The following is an 18481-nucleotide window of genomic DNA, read 5'->3' as shown; positions in this document are numbered from 1 at the left end:
CGAATCGCCCGCCGTTCACGTATCACCGCGCAGCGACCTCCGCCTTGACGGCCGCCACATCGCCGACGGCCGTCGGCGCCGCGCCCCACCCGCCGCCGAGCGCGCGGATCAGGTTGACGGTCGATACCGCCTGCGCACCCGTCAACTGGTTCGCCTGCAATTGCGACTGCAGCACCGAGCGCTCGCTGTCGATCACGTCGAGATAGGCAACTTCGCCTTCCTGGTACTGCGTGCGCGACAGCGTCGCCGCCCGTCGCGATGCGTTGACGGCCGCATCCTGCGCGCGGATCTGGTCGTCGAGCAGGCGCAGGTCGGAGAGATTGTCCTCGACCTCGCGGAACGCGACGAGCACCTGCTGCCGGTAGTTCGCGACCTGCTCGTCGTACTGCGCGCGCGCCTGCTGCACGCCGGCCGCACGGCGCCCGCCGTCGAACAGCGGCAGCGTCAGCGCGGTGCCGGCGAACGGCCCGAGCAGGAACGTGCGGCTCGACCACAGAAACAGGTTGCCGAGCGTCGACGCCTCATACCCGAACGCGCCCGTGATATCGAGCTTCGGGAAGTACGCGGACTTCGCGAGGCCGATCCGCGCGTTCGCGGCCGCCATCGCACGCTCGGCCGCCGACACGTCCGGACGCCGTTCGAGCAGCGCGGACGGCAGGCCCGGCGGGATCTTCACCGCGACCGGCACGATCGGCGTTTCCTTGAACCCGAAATCCGCCGGCGCCTTGCCGAGCAGGATCGCGAGCGCATGCTCGGACGCCGCGCGCCGGCGCGCGACGCCGACCGCGTCGGCCTGCGCGCTGGCCAGCTCGTTCTTCGCGCGCGACACGTCGAGCTCGCTGATGTCGCCTTCGTTGAAGCGGCGCTGCACGAGCTTCAGTGCCTGCTCGCGCAGCTCCACCGTGCGGCGGTACAGGTCCTGGTCCGAATCGAGCTGGCGCAGTTCGAAGTAGTTCTGCGCGACGTCCGCCTGCAGCGCGAGCTGCACCGAACGGAACAGCGCTTCGCTCTGCGCCTGGTCGGCACGCGACGCCTCGACGTTGCGGCCGACGCGGCCGAACAGGTCGGCTTCATACGACACCGTGCCCTGCGCGCGCCACAGCGTCGCGTTGGTCGGGCCCGTGCCCTGCGGCTGGAACTGCGACGCCGACGACAGCCCTTCGCGCGTCGGCCCGAACCCGGCACCGACCTGCGGGAACCACTGCGAACGCGCCGAACGCGTCGCCGCACGCGCTTCCTCGACCCGCGCAGCCGCGGCCTTCAGGTTCTGGTTCGCGGCGAGCGCCTGCGTCTCGAGCGAATCGAGCACCGGGTCGCCGAACACCTTCCACCATTCGCCGCGATGTTCGCCGTCCGCCGGCTCGGCCGTCTTCCACGTGCCGGCCTGTTCGCCGGCGGCGAGCGTCGGCGCTTCCTTGAACGCGGCGGGCGCCGCGGCGTCCGGGCGCTTGTAGTCGGGGCCCACCGCGCACGCGGCGAGCAGCGTCGCGAGCAGGGTGCTCGCAGCGGCTACCTTCGCGAAGCGCACCAGGCCGTTCGTGTTGTGCAAATTGTTCATTTTGTTGTCCTCAAGCATCGGGAGCCGGCACGCCGTAACCTGCCGAATCCTTGCCGGCGACGTGGATCTTGCCGCCTGCGAGCGTGCGCAGCACGACGTAGAACACCGGCGTCAGCATCAGCCCGAACAGCGTCACGCCCAGCATCCCGAAGAACACCGCGACACCCATCGCATGGCGCATTTCCGAACCGGCTCCCGTCGACGTGACGAGCGGCACGACACCCATGATGAAGGCGATCGACGTCATCAGGATCGGGCGCAGCCGCAGCCGGCTCGCCTCGATCGCGGCCTCGAGCGGCGTCCTGCCGTCGTGTTCGAGCTCGCGCGCGAATTCGACGATCAGGATCGCGTTCTTCGCCGACAGCCCCACCAGCACCATCAAGCCGATCTGCGTGAAGATGTTGTTGTCGCCCTGCGTGAGCCACACGCCCGTCAGCGCCGACAGAATGCTCATCGGCACGATCAGGATCACCGCGAGCGGCAGCGTCAGGCTTTCATACAGCGCCGCGAGCACGAGGAACACGAGCAGCACGCTGATCGGGAACACGTACATCGCCGAATCGCCCGCAAGAATCTGCTGGTACGTGAGGTCGGTCCATTCGAACCGCACGCCGCGCGGCAGCGTTTCATGCGCGATGCGATCGATCGCGGCCTGCGCCTGCCCCGACGAGAAGCCCGGCGCCGGGCCGCCGTTGATGTCGGCCGCCGTGTAGCCGTTGTAGCGCACGACCATTTCCGGGCCGAACGTCGGCGTTACCGTGACGAGCGACGACAGCGGCACCATCTCTCCCTTGTCGTTGCGGGTCTTCAGCTGCAGGATGTCGTCCGCGCGCTGGCGGAACGGCGCATCGGCCTGCACGCGCACCTGGTACACGCGCCCGAAGCGGTTGAAGTCGTTCACGTACAGCGAGCCGAGATACACCTGCATCGTGTTGAACACGTCGGTCACCGGCACGCCGAGCTGCTTCGCCTTCACGCGGTCGAGATCGACGTTCAGCTGCGGCACGTTGATCTGGTAGCTCGTGAACAGCGGGCCGAGTTCGGGCGCCTGCTGCGCGCGCTTGATGAAGTCGTTGGTCGCATCCGACAGCTTCGCGTAACCGACCGCGCCGCGATCCTCGATCTGCATCTTGAACCCGCCGAGCGTACCGAGGCCCAGCACCGGCGGCGGCGGGAACACCGCGACGAACGAATCCTTCATCGCGCCGTACTGCTGGTTCAGCGCACCGGCGATCGCGCCCGCCGACAGTGCCTTGCCATGCCGCTCCGAGAACGGCTTCAGCGTGACGAACACGATGCCCGCGCTCGAGCTGTTGGTGAAGCCGTTCACCGACAGCCCCGGGAACGCGACCGCGCTCTCGACGCCCGGCTGCTTCAGCGCGATCGAGCCCATGTCGCGGATCACCTTCTCGGTGCGGTCGAGCGACGCACCGTTCGGCAGCTGCGCGAACGCGATCAGGTATTCCTTGTCCTGCGCGGGCACGAAGCCGCCCGGCACGACCTTCGACACGAGCACGGTCGCGCCCACCAGCACGAGGTACACGCCGAGCATCAGCGTCTTTCGCGACAGCACGCCGCGCACGCCGCGGCCGTAGTTCTCCGCACCGCGATGGAACACCTTGTTGAAGCCGCGGAAGAAGCCGCCGAGCACGCGGTTCATCACGCGCGTGAGCCAGTCTTCCTTGTCGCCGTGCCCCTTCAGCAGGATCGCGGACAGCGCCGGCGACAGCGTCAGCGAGTTGAACGCCGAGATCACCGTCGAGATCGCGATGGTCATCGCGAACTGCTTGTAGAACTGGCCGGTCAGGCCCGACATGAACGCGAGCGGCACGAACACGGCGACGAGCGTCAGCGCGATCGCGATGATCGGCCCGCTCACTTCCTGCATCGCCTTGTAGGTCGCCTGCCGCGCGTTCATCCCGCTCTCGATGTTCCGCTCGACGTTCTCGACCACGACGATCGCATCGTCGACCACGATCCCGATCGCGAGCACCATCCCGAACAGCGACAGTGCATTGATCGAATACCCGAACGCCAGCAGCAGCGAGAACGTGCCGATGATCGACACCGGCACCGCGATCAGCGGAATCAGCGACGCGCGCCAGGTCTGCAGGAACACGATCACCACGATCACGACCAGCGCGATCGCTTCGAGCAGCGTGTGCACGACGGCCTTGATCGACGAGCGCACGAACTGCGTCGGGTCATAGACGATCTTGTAGTCGACGCCCGCCGGCATGTCCTGCTTCAGCTCGGCCATCGTCTTGCGCACTTCGTCCGAGATCTGCAGCGAGTTCGCGCCCGGCGACTGGTTGATCGCCATCGCGACGGCCGGCTTGTTGTCGAGCAGCGAGCGCAGCCCGTATTCGGATGCGTCGAGCTCGATCCGCGCGATGTCGCGCAGGTGCGTGACGCCGCCGTCCGGCGTGGTCTTCACGACGATGTCGCCGAATTCGTCTTCCGTCTGCAGACGGCCGCGCGCGTTCACCGACAGCTGCAGCGGCGTGCCCGGCAGCGACGGCGACGCGCCGATCACGCCGGCCGCGACCTGCACGTTCTGCTCGCGGATCGCCTGCACGACGTCCTCGGCCGACAGCCCGCGCTGCGCGACCTTCTGCGGATCGAGCCACACGCGCATCGCGTAGTCGCCCGAACCCCACAGCTGCACCTGGCCGACGCCCTGGATCCGCGACAGGCGGTCCTTCACGTTGATCAGCGCGTAGTTGCGCAGGTAGGTCATGTCGTAGCGGTTGTCCGGCGAGATCAGGTGGACCACCATCGTCAGCGTCGGCGAGCTCTTCACCGTCGTGATGCCGAGCCGCTGCACGTCTTCCGGCAGGCGCGGCAGCGCCTGGTTCACGCGGTTCTGCACGAGCTGCGTGGCCTTGTCCGGATCGGTGCCGAGCTTGAACGTGACGGTGATCGTCATGTTGCCGTCGCTGTTCGCCTGCGACTGCATGTAGAGCATGTCCTCGACGCCGTTGATCTGCTCTTCAAGCGGCGACGCGACCGTCTCGGCGATCACTTTCGGGTTCGCGCCCGGGTACTGCGCCTTCACGATCACGGAAGGCGGCACGACTTCCGGATATTCCGAAATCGGCAGCAGGAACATCGCGATCACCCCGCCGAGCAGGATGATTACCGATAGGACTCCTGCAAAGATCGGCCGGTCGATAAAGAATTTGGAAATGTTCATGTGTGGCTCTGTCTGGTTGAACGCGGATGCGAAGCGGCGGGCCGCTTACGAATCCGCCTTCGCCGGTGCAGCCGGCTTCGCGTTGTTCGCGAGCGGCGCGGACGGCGCATCGCCGCCCGTCATCGGGACCATGTGCGGCTTCACCTGCTCGCCGGGGCGCACGCGTTGCGTGCCGTTCACGATCACGCGATCGCCGGCCGTCAGCCCGCTCACGATCACGCGGCGGTTGCCGTGCTGCAGCCCCTGCTGCACCTCGCGGTACGACACGCGGCCCTGCTGGTCGACGACGAACACGAACTTCTTGTCCTGGTCGGTGTTGATCGCCGCGTCGTCGACGAGCAGTGCCTCGTGCGGCGCGCTGCCGCCCACCTTCACGCGTGCATACAGGCCCGGGACCAGCGCACCGTCGGCATTGTCGAAGCGGGCGCGCACGCGAATCGTGCCGGACGACGTGTCGAGCCGGTTGTCGACCGAATCGATCTCGCCGCTGCGCGAGTAGCCGGTTTCGTTCGCGAGCCCGAGCTCGACCGGCACCTTGCGGCCGTTGCGCGCACCGTTGATGTATTGCAGGTAGGTCTGTTCGTCCGCGTCGAACGACGCGTAGATCGGCGACACCGAGACCAGCGTCGTCAGCGGCGCGGCCGATGCGCCGGCCGACACGACGTTGCCGAGCGTGATTTCCGCGCGCGACACGCGGCCCGACACGGGCGCGGTGATCCGCGTATAGCCGAGATTGATGCGCGCCGTTTCCAGCGCGGCCTCGGCGGCCTTCAGGTTCGCCGCCGCCTCGCGCGCCGCGTTCTGCTTCTCGTCGTAGTCGCGCTTCGCGATCGCGTTGTCGCCGATCAGCCGCTGCGCGCGCTGCCAGTCGGTCTGCGCATAGCCGTTGCGCGCCTGGGCGGCGGCAAGCTGCGCGGCCGCGCGATCGGTTTCGGCCTGGTACGGGCGCGGGTCGATCACGAACAGCACGTCGCCCTTCTTCACGAGCGCGCCGTCCTTGAAGTTCACGGCGACGATCGTGCCCGATACCTGCGGGCGCACGTCGACTTTCTCGACCGCTTCGAGGCGGCCCGAATAACTTTGCCAGTCGGTCACGGTCTGCGGCACGACGGTCGCGACGTCGACTTCCGGCAGCGGTGCCGCCGCTTTCTCGGGCGCGTTCGCGTTGACGCGCATGGCGCCGAACGTGCCGAGGCCGACGACGGCGAGCGTCACGATCGCCGCGGTGGCGATTCGCGAGCGGGAGGTGCGTAGGATGGCCATGTGGATCTCCAATAAACGTGGATTGGTTTTGGTTATTCGGAACGGTTCGGCTGGCGCGCCTGGAAGCGGCACTGGAAGAAGCGCACGGCTTCCTCGAATGCGGCTTCGTGCGTGGCGAGCGCGGCGTGCGTGATGTCCGGATAGCGGATCACCTGCGTGAGCACGCCCGACGAGATCAGGCAGCTCGCATATTTCTCCGCTTCGACGTGCAGCACGTCGTTCTGCGCGGTGACGACGAGCGTCGGCGGCAGCCCCGCGAGGCGCACCGATTCGAGCGGCGCCGCGTACGGGTGCATGCGCTGCGCCGCCTGCGGCAGATACGCGCGATAGCAGGCCGCGCATTCGCGCGCCGTGATGTCGGACGCGAGGCGCTCGGCGTCGCCGATGCGCGTCATGCTCGGATCGAGCATCGGCCCGAACAACGCCTGCGCGGCGATCGACACTTCGCCGCGGTCACGGGCGATGAAGGCGAGGCAGTTCGCGAGCTGGCCGCCCGCGTCGTGGCCCGCGACCCCGATCTTCTTCGGGTTGCCGCCGAATGCGCGGGCACGCGTCGCGGCCCAGACGGCCGCGCGATACGCATCCTCCGGCGCAGCCGGAAAAGGAAAGGCCGGCGCGAGCGAATATTCGACCGACACTACGAGCGCTGGTAAGCGTTCTGCTAAAAAGCGCGCAGCGAAATCCGCGTCTTCGAGCGAACCGCGGACGAAGCCGCCGCCGTGGAAATAAAGCACTACCGGCAACCCGGTCTTGTCCGGGCGGCGGTAGAGGCGCAGCACGATGTCCTGCGCGTAGCCGGGAATTTCCACTTCGGCGACCGTCAGCGCCGCGCCTGCCAAGGCTTGGGCGGGCAGCGTGGCTTTCAGGAATTTGCTGAATTCAGAAGCGTCCATGACGATGCAGCATCCATTTCGAGATGGAACGAATTCTGGGTCCGGCAGACATTGGGATAAATGCCTATAATCCGGCAACACAATTCAACGCCCCCGAACAATCCGAGGCTGCGTTCACCCACGAGGTAGCGCAGCCTTGTTGTTCCGGCGGCTCATTAGATTGCGGAGGTTGTGATGGACCGGCTTCAGGCCATGCAGGTGTTTACTCGCGTCGTCGATACAAGCAGCTTCACCAAGGCAGCAGAAACGCTCGGCTTGCCGCGGGCGTCCGTCACGACGATCATCCAGAATCTCGAAGCCTTCCTCGGCGTGCGGCTGATGCACCGGACCACGCGCCGGCTGTCGCTCACGCCGGACGGCGCCGCCTACTACGAACGATGCGTGCGGATCCTCGCGGACGTCGAGGAAACCGAAGCGAGCTTCCAGGCCAATAACCGGAAGCCGCACGGAAAGTTGCGTATCGACATGCCCGGTTCGATCGGCCGGCTGCTCGTGATTCCGTCGCTGTGCGAATTTCATACGCGCTATCCGGACATCGACCTGCAGCTCGGCCTGTCCGATCGGCCGGTGGACCTGCTGCAGGAAGGCGTCGACTGCGTGATCCGCGTCGGTGCATTGCAGGACTCGTCGCTCGTCGCACGCCGCGTCGGCCTGTTCGAATGCGTGACGGTCGCGTCGCCCGACTATCTCGAACGCCACGGCGAGCCGCAGACGATCGACGACCTGAGTCAGCACAAGGCCGTCAACTACTTCTCGAGCCGCACCGGCCGCACGATCGACTGGACCTTCCTGATCGAAGGCAAGGAAGTCGAGATGAAGATGGAGGGGATCGTGTCGGTAAACGACGCGGATGCGTACGTGACCTGCGGGATCGAAGGCTTCGGGCTGGTGCAGCCGCCGCTCTTCATGGTGCTGCCGCACCTGCGCGAAGGCCGGCTCAAGGAAGTGCTGCCCGGCGTCAAGCCGCTGCCGATGCCGATCTCGGTCGTCTATCCGCACAGCCGCCATCTGTCGCCGAAGGTGCGCGTGTTTGTCGACTGGGTCGCCGAAGTGTTCGACCGCTGCCCGCTGCTGAGCGGCAAGGGCAGCCTCGACGCAACGTGCAGCAAGCGCACGTTCGAGGAAGCCGAACGCGCGCCGGCGCTGGACACGCCGGTCATCAACGAGTGGGTCGCCTGAACGGCGGGCATCGCCGCGTCACTTCGCCCGCCAGTTCCGCCGGATGAACGCACCGACCTGCACGTGACGCGCGACGCGGCCCGGCCGCACCTCGTGCGCCAGCAGCCGCGCGAACTCGACGCGCTGCGTGTTCACATGCCGCGCGCAATGGCGATCGACCACCGCGATCTGGTGTTTCAGGAAGGCGATCGTCTGCACGATGCCACTACGCACGCTCGCGTGACACAACGTCAGCAGTTGATATTCCGCGATGTGCATGCGCGCCAGTTGACGTCGCCGCTGAACCAGGGCCTGCACGTGCGCCAGTTGCGGATCGGACAGCGGCTCGACGAGGCGCCCGCCCGACGGATGCCGGTCCAGCGCATCGGCGAGCGCCGCCAGAAGGCGCGCCCGCGCCCCTTTTCCGTCGAGTGGTAGCGTCGCCGAATCCGGCAGCCAGTCCCGCGCCTGATGCGGCTTGACGATGGCAAGCGGCAATCGCAGCGCCTGAAGCGCACACGCCACCTCATGCTCGGCCCCGCCGGCCGATTCCAGCACGATGAGCGCGGGCGCCCATGCGGCGATCGCATCAGCCAGCGACTCGATGCCGAACGTCTCGTTCCGGTAGCCGAAAATCACGCTCAGCGACCAAATACACATCTCGAGCGTCTCGTGCGTCACGCCGATACCCACGCACACGGGCTCGGGCCACAGCCCGACGCGATCACGATCGGCCATTGCATCATTCATACGAACTCCCCGTTGCCGACCCACGTCGTGCGCTCGTTGTCGGCACGAAATTGATCTGCTTCACTAAATGTCACAATGAAAATGTAATATGTCCGACATGGAACCGGTACCATTCGTAACAGCGTGCCGCTCCGGATGAGTTCATCGGAGCGGTCGAGCCGGCAAACGGTTTGTGCTGCGGGTTGCACTGCGGATGGCCGGTGTACCACGCAGGCGGACTACCGCGAAGCGGCCGCGTTGTCACGTCGCCCGTATCCATGCACTCATTCGCCGCCCATCACATCGTCAGGAATGCTCAGATTGATTCGAATCACCCGCCGGCGCATCGATCGCGAACCGGCTTCGATCCTGCCCCCGCAACCATGTCGGCTCACGGCCGACGCCTGACCACGTTTGGCCCGTATCCGGATTGACGTATTTCGCGCGACGTTTTCTTGAGGGTGTACCGCCGTCACCGGGAAAAATTTCGTTCGGCGTGAAACCGAACTCCTCGACGCAACGCCGTACCTCGAGCAGCACCGTCGCCGCAATGGCGAGGCGCTCCCGCTCCAGTTGTGTTTCGAGGAGTGCCTTTTTTTCCACATACGACTTGTAAATCAACATGCCCGCTCCCGAATCGTTCGTTCCTGTCGTTGCGCCGACCTGCTGCCGACACGATCAAGCGTAATCGCGTCGTTCGCGCACATTGACAACGTTTGTCAACAAAAACTGGCCTCACTCCCTCCATCCATCCGTCGAAAATTGAGTTATTGCCCCACATTCGCGCATTTCCAACGTTCAAAATCGTTGACAATTTTTCCGGCGCATCGACGCGCATATCGCGGCAAATTACGTGCTGCCGATCATCGCGCGTCGCGTCGGATCGTCCGTTCCCGCCTGGACGCACGATACGGCCCGATCGCTCCGGTCAACATCGAAGGAGACGTATATGAACGTCCTCTATCTCGAGGATGATCCCGCCTATGTCGAATTGATCGCCTCGATATTGGAAATGGCCGGCTATCGCGTGCATGCGGTGAGTAACGGAAACCAGGCCATTCGTCACCTTGAGAGTTCGGTGGTCGATCTGCTGATTCTCGACTGGCAGGTGCCCGGCATGTCCGGATTCGAGGTACTTCAGTGGACGCGCGAACGCATCGGTGGCCGCCTGCCCATCCTTTTTCTGACCAACCGCATGCGCGAGGACGAGATCTTCTCCGCGATGAACGCGGGGGCGGACGACTACATGGTCAAGCCGATCAACCGGTTCGAACTGCTGGCACGGAGCAATGCATTGCTGAGGCGCGCCTATCACGGCGGCAACAGCCGGCATAACGTGCTCAATCTCGGCAGCTACGTGATCGACACGACGACGCGCACCGCGCTGTTGAACGGCGTGCCGGTCAAGCTGACACCGCGCGAGTTCGATCTCGCCGTGCTGCTGTTTCGCAATCCCGGGCGCATCATGCCGCGCGACGCGCTGATTCGGTCACTCTGGGGGCGCGACATGGCAGGCGTGTCGCGCAGCCTCGACACGCATATCTACCGGCTGCGCATGAAGCTCGCGCTGCAGCCGTCGAACGGCGTGCGCCTCAGCGCGGTCTATACGCTGGGCTACCGGCTCGAAGCGATCTGACCCGCCACCCACCAGCGTGCGGCGTAGCTGGCCGCTCCCGTCGGCACGACGCGCGCCGAACGGCACGGCCGCGGCATCGTGCCATCGTGCCATCGTGCGCAAAGGACTGTTGCTGCACTCGCACCGATCGTCGCGGCGCGCTCCGTTCGACCTGCGGTATCCCGCTGTCGGCGCCGCCAGGCAAGGCCGTGCGCATGTCCTCACTGCGTGTGCGGATTCCAATTGTTTCGGTACGGCGACAATTCAATTCGCATCTGCCGCATTTATCGCGACGGAACAGATACCTAGAGTAAACCCTGTCGCGCACCTCGTTGCGCATCGAACAGATCCCGCCTGGCGGGACCGGAGTAAACGCTCAGGCGCCAGCTCCGACATCTCTAGGAGTTAGCCATGAACCGCCGCCATCTTCTCTCCGCCCTCGCTCTCACGCTCGCCGTGTCCGCCCCGGCCTTCGCCGATTCGGGCACGCCGCACGCCGGCGACTACGGCAACACGTCGTGGTACTCGCAACACAACGGCCCGCGTACGCGCGCCGAAGTGAGTGCGGAAGTCGAACAGGCACGCAAGGACGGCACGCTCGCGTACCTGCGCAAGGCGACTTCGTATCCGCAAGGAATCGAGCTCGCGCAAGGCCCGTATCGCCCGACGCCGGAAAGCAACCAGCTCGCCGGCGGGGGCCGGTAAAAGTGCAACGCCGCGCAGCGGGTTGCCCCGCGCGCGGCGTCGCGACACACCTATCGACGACTCGTTGAGTCAGTTAGTTGCAGGAGTACATGATGAACGATCAACTTCCTTCGCCGCTCGATCACTGGGACGACACCACGCCGGTCTGGACGCCGTTCCGTTCCGCGCCGCATTCGCATTGACCCTCGACTGAGATGTCGCGTGGATTTCACCGGCGCGGCACGCCGTCGCGCCATTCGCCCCAGTGCGTGACGATGTCCTGCACGAGCGGATTGCCCGCGCGGTACAGGTTTTCGGTCGCCGGGGCGAAGCCGCCCTGGTCCGCGTAGTTCAGCAGGTTGTCGGCACTCGTCTGCCCCGCATACGGCCGGTCGAAATCGGAACCCGTCCGCAGCACCGCGACGCGCGACAGGTCGACCCGCTTCACGCTCGCCGCACGCTTGAGCGCTTCATACGTCGCGTTGTCTTCCTGCGCGGTCATGCAATAGGTGCCCTTGCCGTCGGTCAGGATCTTCGTCCACTGCCGCGCGCGTTCGCCGATCAGCGTGCCCGAGAACCACGTGTTGCCCGATGACGTGTCGCACTGGATCACCGTCGGCGGCCGGTTCGCCGGCGCATACGTGAACTTCGCGCGCGCGGCCTGTGCCTGCGCGCTGTCGGCGAGCACGACGTTGCGCGACAGCGCGACCGCCGCGTCGGTCAGCTGCGGGTTGAGCTGGAACACTTCGGTGCGATAGTCGAGCGGCGGCTTGTCGTTCGGGCTCTTCGTGTTGATGCCGAGAAAGCCCGTATTCCAGCCGGCCGGAATCTCGCGCGCATCGAGCTCCCACTGCAGGCTGAAATCGACGAGGTACTTCGACCACGCGGCCGAGCCGACCGTGCCTTGCGCGGGGTCGACGCCCGCGATGCCGGAGATCAGGAAATACGTGCGGCGCAGATCGAAGCGCTGCGAGAACGTGAGCGCCATGATCGTCGCCGACGCGTTCGCATAGCCCATGCCGGTCGTCACGACGCACACGTCCTGCTTGTTGCAGTGAACGGCCGGGTAGTCGGGCGACAGGCCCGGCACGGTGATGTCACGCCACGGGCCGAGCCGGTCGAGCCACGCCTGGCCCTCCGGACCGAACATCGTGATGATCATGACCTTGACCGGGCGGCCCTGTGCACCGGTCTCGGCGAATGCGTTGTTGCCCGCATTGTTGCCCTGGTTGTCCTGCGCGATCGACGGCGCAGTGGCACAGGCTGCGAGCGAGAATGCAGCAGCAGAAAGAATGGAGCGAGTCAGCATCGGCGTTCCTTGTTTCGATGATGTTGGGTGAGAACGGCTGTCGGAGACTGCGCGAGGGAGTATAGAACGGGCGTACGCAATGCGGAACCCGACTACGAAACGGCCCGCGGTGTTTCGTGCGAATGGACGCGTGTTGCGTGATGGAATGCACGCGTTCGCCGCCGTATTGCAAACATCAGGAATGCTATCGGGTTGGTCGCCAGGTGCGACGTCAATCGTTTCGTACGGTACTACACGCGCATCAGCCCCGCGACGCCGTAACCGAGCACGACAAGTGCGGCGACCACGTGGCTCGCCGCGAGCCACCGCGGCGATTTCACGAAACGACCGATCGCGCTGCCGCCGAACGCGAACACGAGCTGACCCGCGAGGCTGCCCGCGAACACGCAAGCGGCGCCGAGCAGCCAGTGCCGGTGCGCGCCGGCGGCAGCCGTTGCGTAGCCGTAGAACAGCAGGATGGTCAGCGGGTTAGCGAGCGTGACGAAGAACATCGACATGAACGGGCGATCGCCCGGCGGCGGCGATGCGTCGCCATCGAGCGTGCGGCGCCGGTCACGCAGTGCCTGCCACAGCATCCGCGTGCCCATCGCGAGCAACACACATGCGCCGACGATACGGAACAGCGACAGATGCGACGCGAGCGTACTTGCGAGCAGCGCGCCGATCGTGAACGCGACGACCGCATAGCAGCCGTCCGCGGTGGCCACGCCGATTGCCGCGCGCACGCCGGTCGCCGTGCCGGCGCGCATGCCGTAGTTCGCGATCATCAGCGCGACGGGCCCGACCGACAGCGCGATCATCAGCCCGAACAGGAAGTCGTTCACCGGTCGTCGATGCCTTCGAGGAAAGGCATCGATTCTAGCGACGCCAAAACGATCCGGTGTGTGAATCGAGCGTCAGGCGACGTCGACGCGTGCGGGCCCGTCCACCATCTCGCCGATCACGACCGCGCGGTCGAAACCGTCGGCACGGAAACACGCGAGCACGTCGTCGACCGCGTCCGGCGCGCACGCGACGAGCAGGCCGCCCGACGTCTGCGGATCGGTCAACAGCGCCTGCGCGACAGGCGGCAGGCCGTCGGCGAGCCGCACGTCGGTGCCGTATGCGGCCCAGTTGCGGCCCGACGCGCCGGTGAACACGCCATCGGCGACGAACGTCTCGACGCCGGCGAGCCACGGCAGCGACGCATAGTGCACGCGTGCGGTCAGCTGCGCGCCGCGCGCCAGTTCGAGCGTATGGCCGAGCAGCCCGAAGCCCGTGACGTCGGTCAGCGCATGCACGCCCGGCAATGCGGCCAGCTCCGCGCCCGGCCGGTTCAGCTTGGTGGTCGTCGCGACCATCTGCGCGTACCCGTCGGCGTCGAGCTGGTTCTTCTTCAGTGCGGCCGACAGCACGCCGACGCCGAGCGGCTTGCCGAGCACGAGTACGTCGCCCGCACGCGCGGCCGCATTGCGCTTCACGCGCGACGGATGCACGACGCCGATCGCCGCGAGCCCGTAGATCGGCTCGACCGAATCGATCGAATGGCCGCCCGCGACCGGAATGCCGGCGTCCGCGCACACCGATTCGCCGCCGCGCAGCACGGCCGCGATCGTTTCGTGCGGCAGCACGTTGATCGGCATGCCGACCAGCGCGAGCGCGAGGATCGGCTTGCCGCCCATCGCATACACGTCGGACAGCGCGTTGGTCGCCGCGATGCGGCCGAAGTCGAACGGATCGTCGACGATCGGCATGAAGAAATCGGTGGTCGCGACGATCGCCTGCTCGTCGTTGAGCCGGTAGACGGCCGCGTCGTCGGACGTCTCGGTGCCGACCAGCAGGTCCGGGAACAGCGCGGGCGGCGTCGCGCGCTTCAGCAGCTCGGACAGCACGCCCGGTGCGATCTTGCAGCCGCAGCCGCCCCCGTGCGACAGGCTCGTGAGGCGCGGAACGGCAGGCTGGGCTTGGGTGGCTTCGGTCATCGTCGGCATCCGGTGAATAACAACGTTCTATTATCGACAATTCCGTGCGTGCGCGCCGGATACCCACATAATTGACGGCGCTGCCCCGCTCCCGCCTCCGTCCGCACCTTCGTTCATGGATCACCTGTTCATCGGCCTCGTGCTGTGCTCCGCGCTGCTGCACGCCATCTGGAACGCCTTCCTCCATGTCAGCGAAGACCGGCTCGTCCAGCTCGGCACGATGGCGCTGCCGTATCTCGCGTTCGGCGCCGCCGGCGCCGCGCTGCTGCCCGTGCCGGCACCCGCCGCGTGGCCGTACATCGCCGCCTCGGCCGCGCTCGAGGTCGCGTACTGCTTCACGCTGGCGCGCGCGTACCGCAGCGGCGAGTTCGGGCAGATCTATCCGATCGCGCGCGGCCTCGCGCCGCTGCTCGTATCGGTGCTGGCGCTCGCGCTGCTGCACGAGCGGCCGACGCCGTTCGGCTTCGCGGGCATCGCGCTCGTGTCGTTCGGCATCATGTCGCTCGCGCTGCGGCGCGGCTTCCGGTTCTCCGGAGAAGGCGTGCCGTATGCGCTGCTCACCGGCGTGTTCATCGCCGCGTATTCGATCTGCGACGGGATCGGCTCGCGCATTTCCGGCAGCGCGCTCGGCTACATCGCGTGGGTGTACCTGCTGTGGAGCGTGCCGCAGCTCGTGCTCGTCTGCGCGCTGCGCGGCGGCCCGCGCGCGGTACTCGCGTCGCGCACCGCGCTCGTGCAGGGTGCGATCGCCGGCACGATCTCGCTTGCCGCCTACGGGATCATGATCCTCGCGTACCGGCACCTGCCGGTCGCGACGGTATCGGCGCTACGCGAAACGAGCTCGATCTTCGCGGTCGCGATCGGCTGGTTCGTGATGCGCGAGCGGCCCGGCGCGCAGCGGCTCGCCGCGTGCGCGCTGGTGGTGGCCGGCGCGGCGCTGATCCGGCTTTAAGCGGGCAGCGCGCACCCTGGGCCTGCCGCCGCGTCAGAACTTGTGGCGGATGCCGGTCACCGCGACGATCTGCGTGCGCGTGCTCGACGGGTTGGAGATCCCTTCGATCGCGGCCACCGCGTTCGACGATGCGCGCTGGTAAAACGCATTCACGTAGATATCGGTGCGCTTCGACAGGAAATACTGCGCACCGACGCTCGTCTGCAGGTAGTGCGAACTCGGCTTCGGCCCCTGCGACGCGAGCGCCTGCGTATAGGTTTCGCCGAGCGCGAATTGCAGCGTGGGCGTCATCAGGTAGCGCACGCTGCCCTCGTAGTTGTTGAAGCGCATCGCACCGCCCGTCTGCAGGTTGAACAGCGAGCTCGTGTACAGCAGCCCGAACGTCGCGGCGCCCCACGCATACGCGCCGCCCGCGCCCCAGATCTGCTGGCGCGTCACGCCCTTGATGAACGTGTAGTAGTTGTCGGACGCCGCCGCGCCGGTCGTGTCGATGGCCGGATGATCGACGCGCACGTAGGCCGCGCCGAGTTGCAGCGGCCCGTTTTCGTAGCTCGTGCCGACGCTCCACACGCGGTTCTGCGCGAACGACGTCGAATTCGAGAAGCCGTACAGGCCGACTGCACGCAAGCCGTACCACGTAGGCGTCTGGTACTGCACCGAGTTGTTGGTGCGGAACGTGTTGTTCAGGTCGTCGGTGTCGAACGGATGCAGCGCGTACTGCGTGAGCGCCGTGGTCGCGCCGATCTGCAGCGGCTCGAGCACTTCCTGCGCCGCGTTGTACTGGCGGCCCATCGTCAGCGTGCCCCAGCGGTCGTTTTCCAGCCCCACGTAGGCCCGGCGCCCGAACAGCCGGCCGCCCTGGCTCGCGGCGCCGCTCTCGATGTTGAAGCCGTTCTCGAGCCGGAACACCGCGCGCGTGCCGCCGCCGAGATCTTCCTTGCCGAACAGCCCGAACCGCGTGCCCTGCTCGTTGCCGCCGGTCGCCTGCCATGCGGCGTGGCCATTCTGGTTGTTCGTGTACGTGATCCCCGAATCGACCACGCCGTACAGCGTCACGCTCGACTGTGCATGCACGTGCATCGCACCCGCCGCCGTTGCGATACCCGCCAGCACGACTGCCATCCCTTTTCGTTTCATCTCCGACCCTTTTAACAATTGAATATGGGGAGCGATTTATTTCGCTCGAAACGTGTTTTATTGAATAAAACATCGTCTTATTCATTGTCGAATTCGGTGATTTGAAGCGTCAAGCGATGCCAAAAATCGCGCACGGGAGTCAAATACCCCCGAATCACCAGGCGTTTCGAGGAATGAAACACATCCAATACTGACGGGCATTACAGCCCGATCATGGCGTGCAATCCCGGTATCGCAAAAAGCCCTTGACCGCGATTTTCAGTCGTTGTGAAATATTGATACGCTGTTTTAATGATTAAAACAAACGCCCGAGATACTTCGAGAAACTAGGTAAAGAACCTGATCCCCATGCTGACGTTTAATTGCAACAACGCGACTGCCGATGCATTGCCCGCGTATTTCGTCGTGACACCGACGGTGCCGGCCCTGCCGATCGTCGTCGACTCGCCGCACAGCGGCATCGCGTATCCGCCGGACTTCGCGACCGTCGCGCCCGACGACGCGATCCGCACGACGTGGGACGCCTACGTCGACGAACTGTGGGCCGGCGCGCCCGCACGCGGCGGCACGCTGCTCGCCGCGACGTTCCCGCGCGCGTACATCGATCCGAACCGCGCGAAAACCGACATCGATGAAACGCTGCTCGCCGAGCCGTGGCCCGAGCCGCTTTCGCCGCAGCCGTACACGCAGCGCGGGATGGGGCTGATCCGGCGCGACGCGCTGCCCGGCGTGCCGCTGTACGACCGCAAGCTGTCGCTCGCCGAAGTGCGCCACCGGATCGACGCGTACTACCTGCCGTACCGCCGTGCGCTCGCCGGCATCGCCGAGCCGCTGCATGCCGCGCACGGCGCGCTGTGGCACATCGACTGCCATTCGATGAAGTCGCGCGGCAACGCGATGAACGTCGACGCGGGCGCGCTGCGGCCGGACGTCGTCGTCAGCGACCGGCGCGGGTCGACCGCCAACCCGGCGTTCACCGCGTGGACCGCACAATGGTTCGCCGACGCCGGCTACCGCGTGCGGATCAACGACCCGTATCAGGGCGGCGACCTGCTGACCGCGCTCGCCGATCCGGCGCAGCAGCGCCACGGCATCCAGATCGAATTCAACCGCGCGCTGTACATGGACGAAGCCGCGTTCGCCAGGAACGCAGGCTTCGCCGCACTGAAGCGATCGGTCGACGCGTACCTCGACGCGCTCGCCGATTACGTGCGTACGCGCATCGCGTCGTCGGGAGACCTCGCATGACGACCTACATCGTCGACGCCGTCGACAGCGCGCTGAAGCTGCTGACCTACGTGGCCGAGCACCCGAACCTCGGCGTGACCGAGCTGGCGTCGCAACTCGGCATCAACAAGTCGCGCACGTACCGGATGCTGTGCACGCTCGAACTGCACCGCTTCGTCGTACAGGACGCGCGCACGTCCACCTATGCGCTCGGCCCGCAGGCGTTCGTGATCGGCGTGGCCGCGTCGCAGCAGAACGCGCTCGTGCGCGCCGCGCACCGGCACATGCTCGCGCTCAACCAGGCGATCAACGAAACGATCGTGTTGCGCGTGCGCGAAGGGCTCGAATCGGTGTGCGTCGCACGCTGCGAAACGACGCACGCGGTTCGCTCCGTCGGTGCGGTCGGCAACCGCCGGCCGATCCACTTCGGCGCGTCGGGCAAGGTGCTGCTCGCGTTCGCGCCGGATGCCGTGCGCGACGCATATCTCGTGCAACTGCGCCGCAACGGGCAGGCCGACGATCCGGCGAAGCTGGCCGGCGAACTCGACGCCGTCGCGCGCAAGGGCTATGCGGTGAGCAGCGGCGAGGTAACGCCCGGCGCAGTCGGGATCGCCGTGCCGGTGCGCGACCTGACGGGCGCGACGGTTGCATCGGTCAGCGTGACGGGCCCCGAGGTACGCGTGAGCCACGCCGACATTCCCGACTATCTCGAACGCCTGCAGGCGTGCAGCCACGCGATTTCCGCCGAACTCGGCTACGTCCCGGCGCGCGCCGCGCTGCAACCGGCCTGACGGCCCGC

Annotated in this window: 16 protein-coding genes; 6 read left to right on the top strand and 10 right to left on the bottom strand. The window is 66.4% G+C overall.

The genetic code is table 11. The features are described from left to right. Window positions 1-22: 22 nt before the first annotated feature. From opcM to DIE03_RS28280, 4 genes are read right to left on the bottom strand one after another with little or no spacing between them, the layout of a single operon-like run. Window positions 23-1558, bottom strand: a complete 1536-nt coding sequence (gene opcM / locus DIE03_RS28295; protein ID WP_124455551.1) for a multidrug efflux transporter outer membrane subunit OpcM — start codon at window positions 1556-1558, stop codon at window positions 23-25. Between the two features lie 10 nt (window positions 1559-1568). Continuing rightward, complete coding sequence (gene ceoB / locus DIE03_RS28290) at window positions 1569-4754, bottom strand: multidrug efflux RND transporter permease subunit CeoB (protein ID WP_124455550.1); 3186 nt, start codon at window positions 4752-4754, stop codon at window positions 1569-1571. A 45-nt stretch (window positions 4755-4799) separates the two neighbouring features. After that, a complete protein-coding gene (gene ceoA / locus DIE03_RS28285; RefSeq protein ID WP_124455549.1) occupies window positions 4800-6017 on the bottom strand; it encodes a multidrug efflux RND transporter periplasmic adaptor subunit CeoA in 1218 nt (405 codons plus the stop codon). Window positions 6018-6049: 32 nt separating this feature from the next. Beyond that, window positions 6050-6910, bottom strand: a complete 861-nt coding sequence (locus DIE03_RS28280) for an alpha/beta hydrolase (RefSeq protein WP_124455548.1) — start codon at window positions 6908-6910, stop codon at window positions 6050-6052. Between the two features lie 174 nt (window positions 6911-7084). Here DIE03_RS28280 and ceoR point away from each other — a divergent pair, with 174 nt between their 5' ends. After that, window positions 7085-8089: a putative multidrug efflux transcriptional regulator CeoR gene (gene ceoR, locus DIE03_RS28275; protein WP_124455547.1), complete on the top strand. Its 1005-nt coding sequence runs from the start codon at window positions 7085-7087 to the stop codon at window positions 8087-8089. 18 nt (window positions 8090-8107) lie between these two features. On the opposite strand, the gene DIE03_RS28270 is transcribed toward ceoR, so the two are convergent. Both DIE03_RS28270 and DIE03_RS28265 read right to left on the bottom strand, forming a co-directional pair. Next, a complete protein-coding gene (locus tag DIE03_RS28270) occupies window positions 8108-8806 on the bottom strand; it encodes a hypothetical protein (RefSeq protein WP_124455546.1) in 699 nt (232 codons plus the stop codon). A 297-nt stretch (window positions 8807-9103) separates the two neighbouring features. Then, a complete protein-coding gene (locus tag DIE03_RS28265) occupies window positions 9104-9421 on the bottom strand; it encodes an H-NS family nucleoid-associated regulatory protein (protein ID WP_124455545.1) in 318 nt (105 codons plus the stop codon). Between the two features lie 229 nt (window positions 9422-9650). On the opposite strand from DIE03_RS28265, the gene DIE03_RS28260 reads away from it, so the two are divergent. Next, complete coding sequence (locus DIE03_RS28260) at window positions 9651-10433, top strand: response regulator transcription factor (protein WP_260434965.1); 783 nt, start codon at window positions 9651-9653, stop codon at window positions 10431-10433. Between the two features lie 390 nt (window positions 10434-10823). Next, window positions 10824-11117, top strand: a complete 294-nt coding sequence (locus tag DIE03_RS28255) for a DUF4148 domain-containing protein (protein ID WP_124455544.1) — start codon at window positions 10824-10826, stop codon at window positions 11115-11117. Between the two features lie 208 nt (window positions 11118-11325). On the opposite strand, the gene DIE03_RS28250 is transcribed toward DIE03_RS28255, so the two are convergent. From DIE03_RS28250 to selD, 3 genes are all read right to left on the bottom strand, one after another. Beyond that, window positions 11326-12405 (bottom strand): purine nucleoside permease, encoded by a 1080-nt coding sequence (locus tag DIE03_RS28250; protein ID WP_124455543.1) that lies wholly within the window; start codon window positions 12403-12405, stop codon window positions 11326-11328. Between the two features lie 230 nt (window positions 12406-12635). Then, window positions 12636-13229 carry a LysE family translocator gene (locus tag DIE03_RS28245; RefSeq protein ID WP_124455542.1) on the bottom strand — a complete coding sequence of 198 codons (594 nt, stop codon included), beginning with the start codon at window positions 13227-13229 and terminating at the stop codon, window positions 12636-12638. Between the two features lie 72 nt (window positions 13230-13301). Beyond that, the gene (gene selD / locus DIE03_RS28240) at window positions 13302-14366 is read right to left on the bottom strand and encodes a selenide, water dikinase SelD (protein ID WP_124455541.1); all 1065 of its coding nucleotides are present in this window, start codon (window positions 14364-14366) and stop codon (window positions 13302-13304) included. Between the two features lie 115 nt (window positions 14367-14481). Here selD and DIE03_RS28235 point away from each other — a divergent pair, with 115 nt between their 5' ends. Further along, window positions 14482-15318 carry a DMT family transporter gene (locus DIE03_RS28235; RefSeq protein WP_124455540.1) on the top strand — a complete coding sequence of 279 codons (837 nt, stop codon included), beginning with the start codon at window positions 14482-14484 and terminating at the stop codon, window positions 15316-15318. Between the two features lie 33 nt (window positions 15319-15351). Here the strand turns inward: DIE03_RS28235 and DIE03_RS28230 are convergent, their stop codons facing one another. After that, window positions 15352-16455 carry a porin gene (locus tag DIE03_RS28230; RefSeq protein ID WP_185658235.1) on the bottom strand — a complete coding sequence of 368 codons (1104 nt, stop codon included), beginning with the start codon at window positions 16453-16455 and terminating at the stop codon, window positions 15352-15354. A gap of 348 nt (window positions 16456-16803) precedes the next feature. Here DIE03_RS28230 and DIE03_RS28225 point away from each other — a divergent pair, with 348 nt between their 5' ends. Further along, window positions 16804-17703, top strand: coding sequence for an N-formylglutamate amidohydrolase (locus DIE03_RS28225; protein ID WP_124455538.1), 900 nt, complete (start codon window positions 16804-16806; stop codon window positions 17701-17703). After that, complete coding sequence (locus DIE03_RS28220; RefSeq protein WP_124455537.1) at window positions 17700-18473, top strand: IclR family transcriptional regulator; 774 nt, start codon at window positions 17700-17702, stop codon at window positions 18471-18473. Before DIE03_RS28225 ends, DIE03_RS28220 begins: the two co-directional genes overlap by 4 nt. Window positions 18474-18481 lie beyond the last annotated feature (8 nt).

It is taken from the genome of Burkholderia sp. Bp8992, assembly GCF_003853705.1.
GTDB lineage: Bacteria > Pseudomonadota > Gammaproteobacteria > Burkholderiales > Burkholderiaceae > Burkholderia.
Note: the sequence above shows the minus strand (reverse complement) of the source record. Positions and strands in the feature narration are given on the sequence as shown.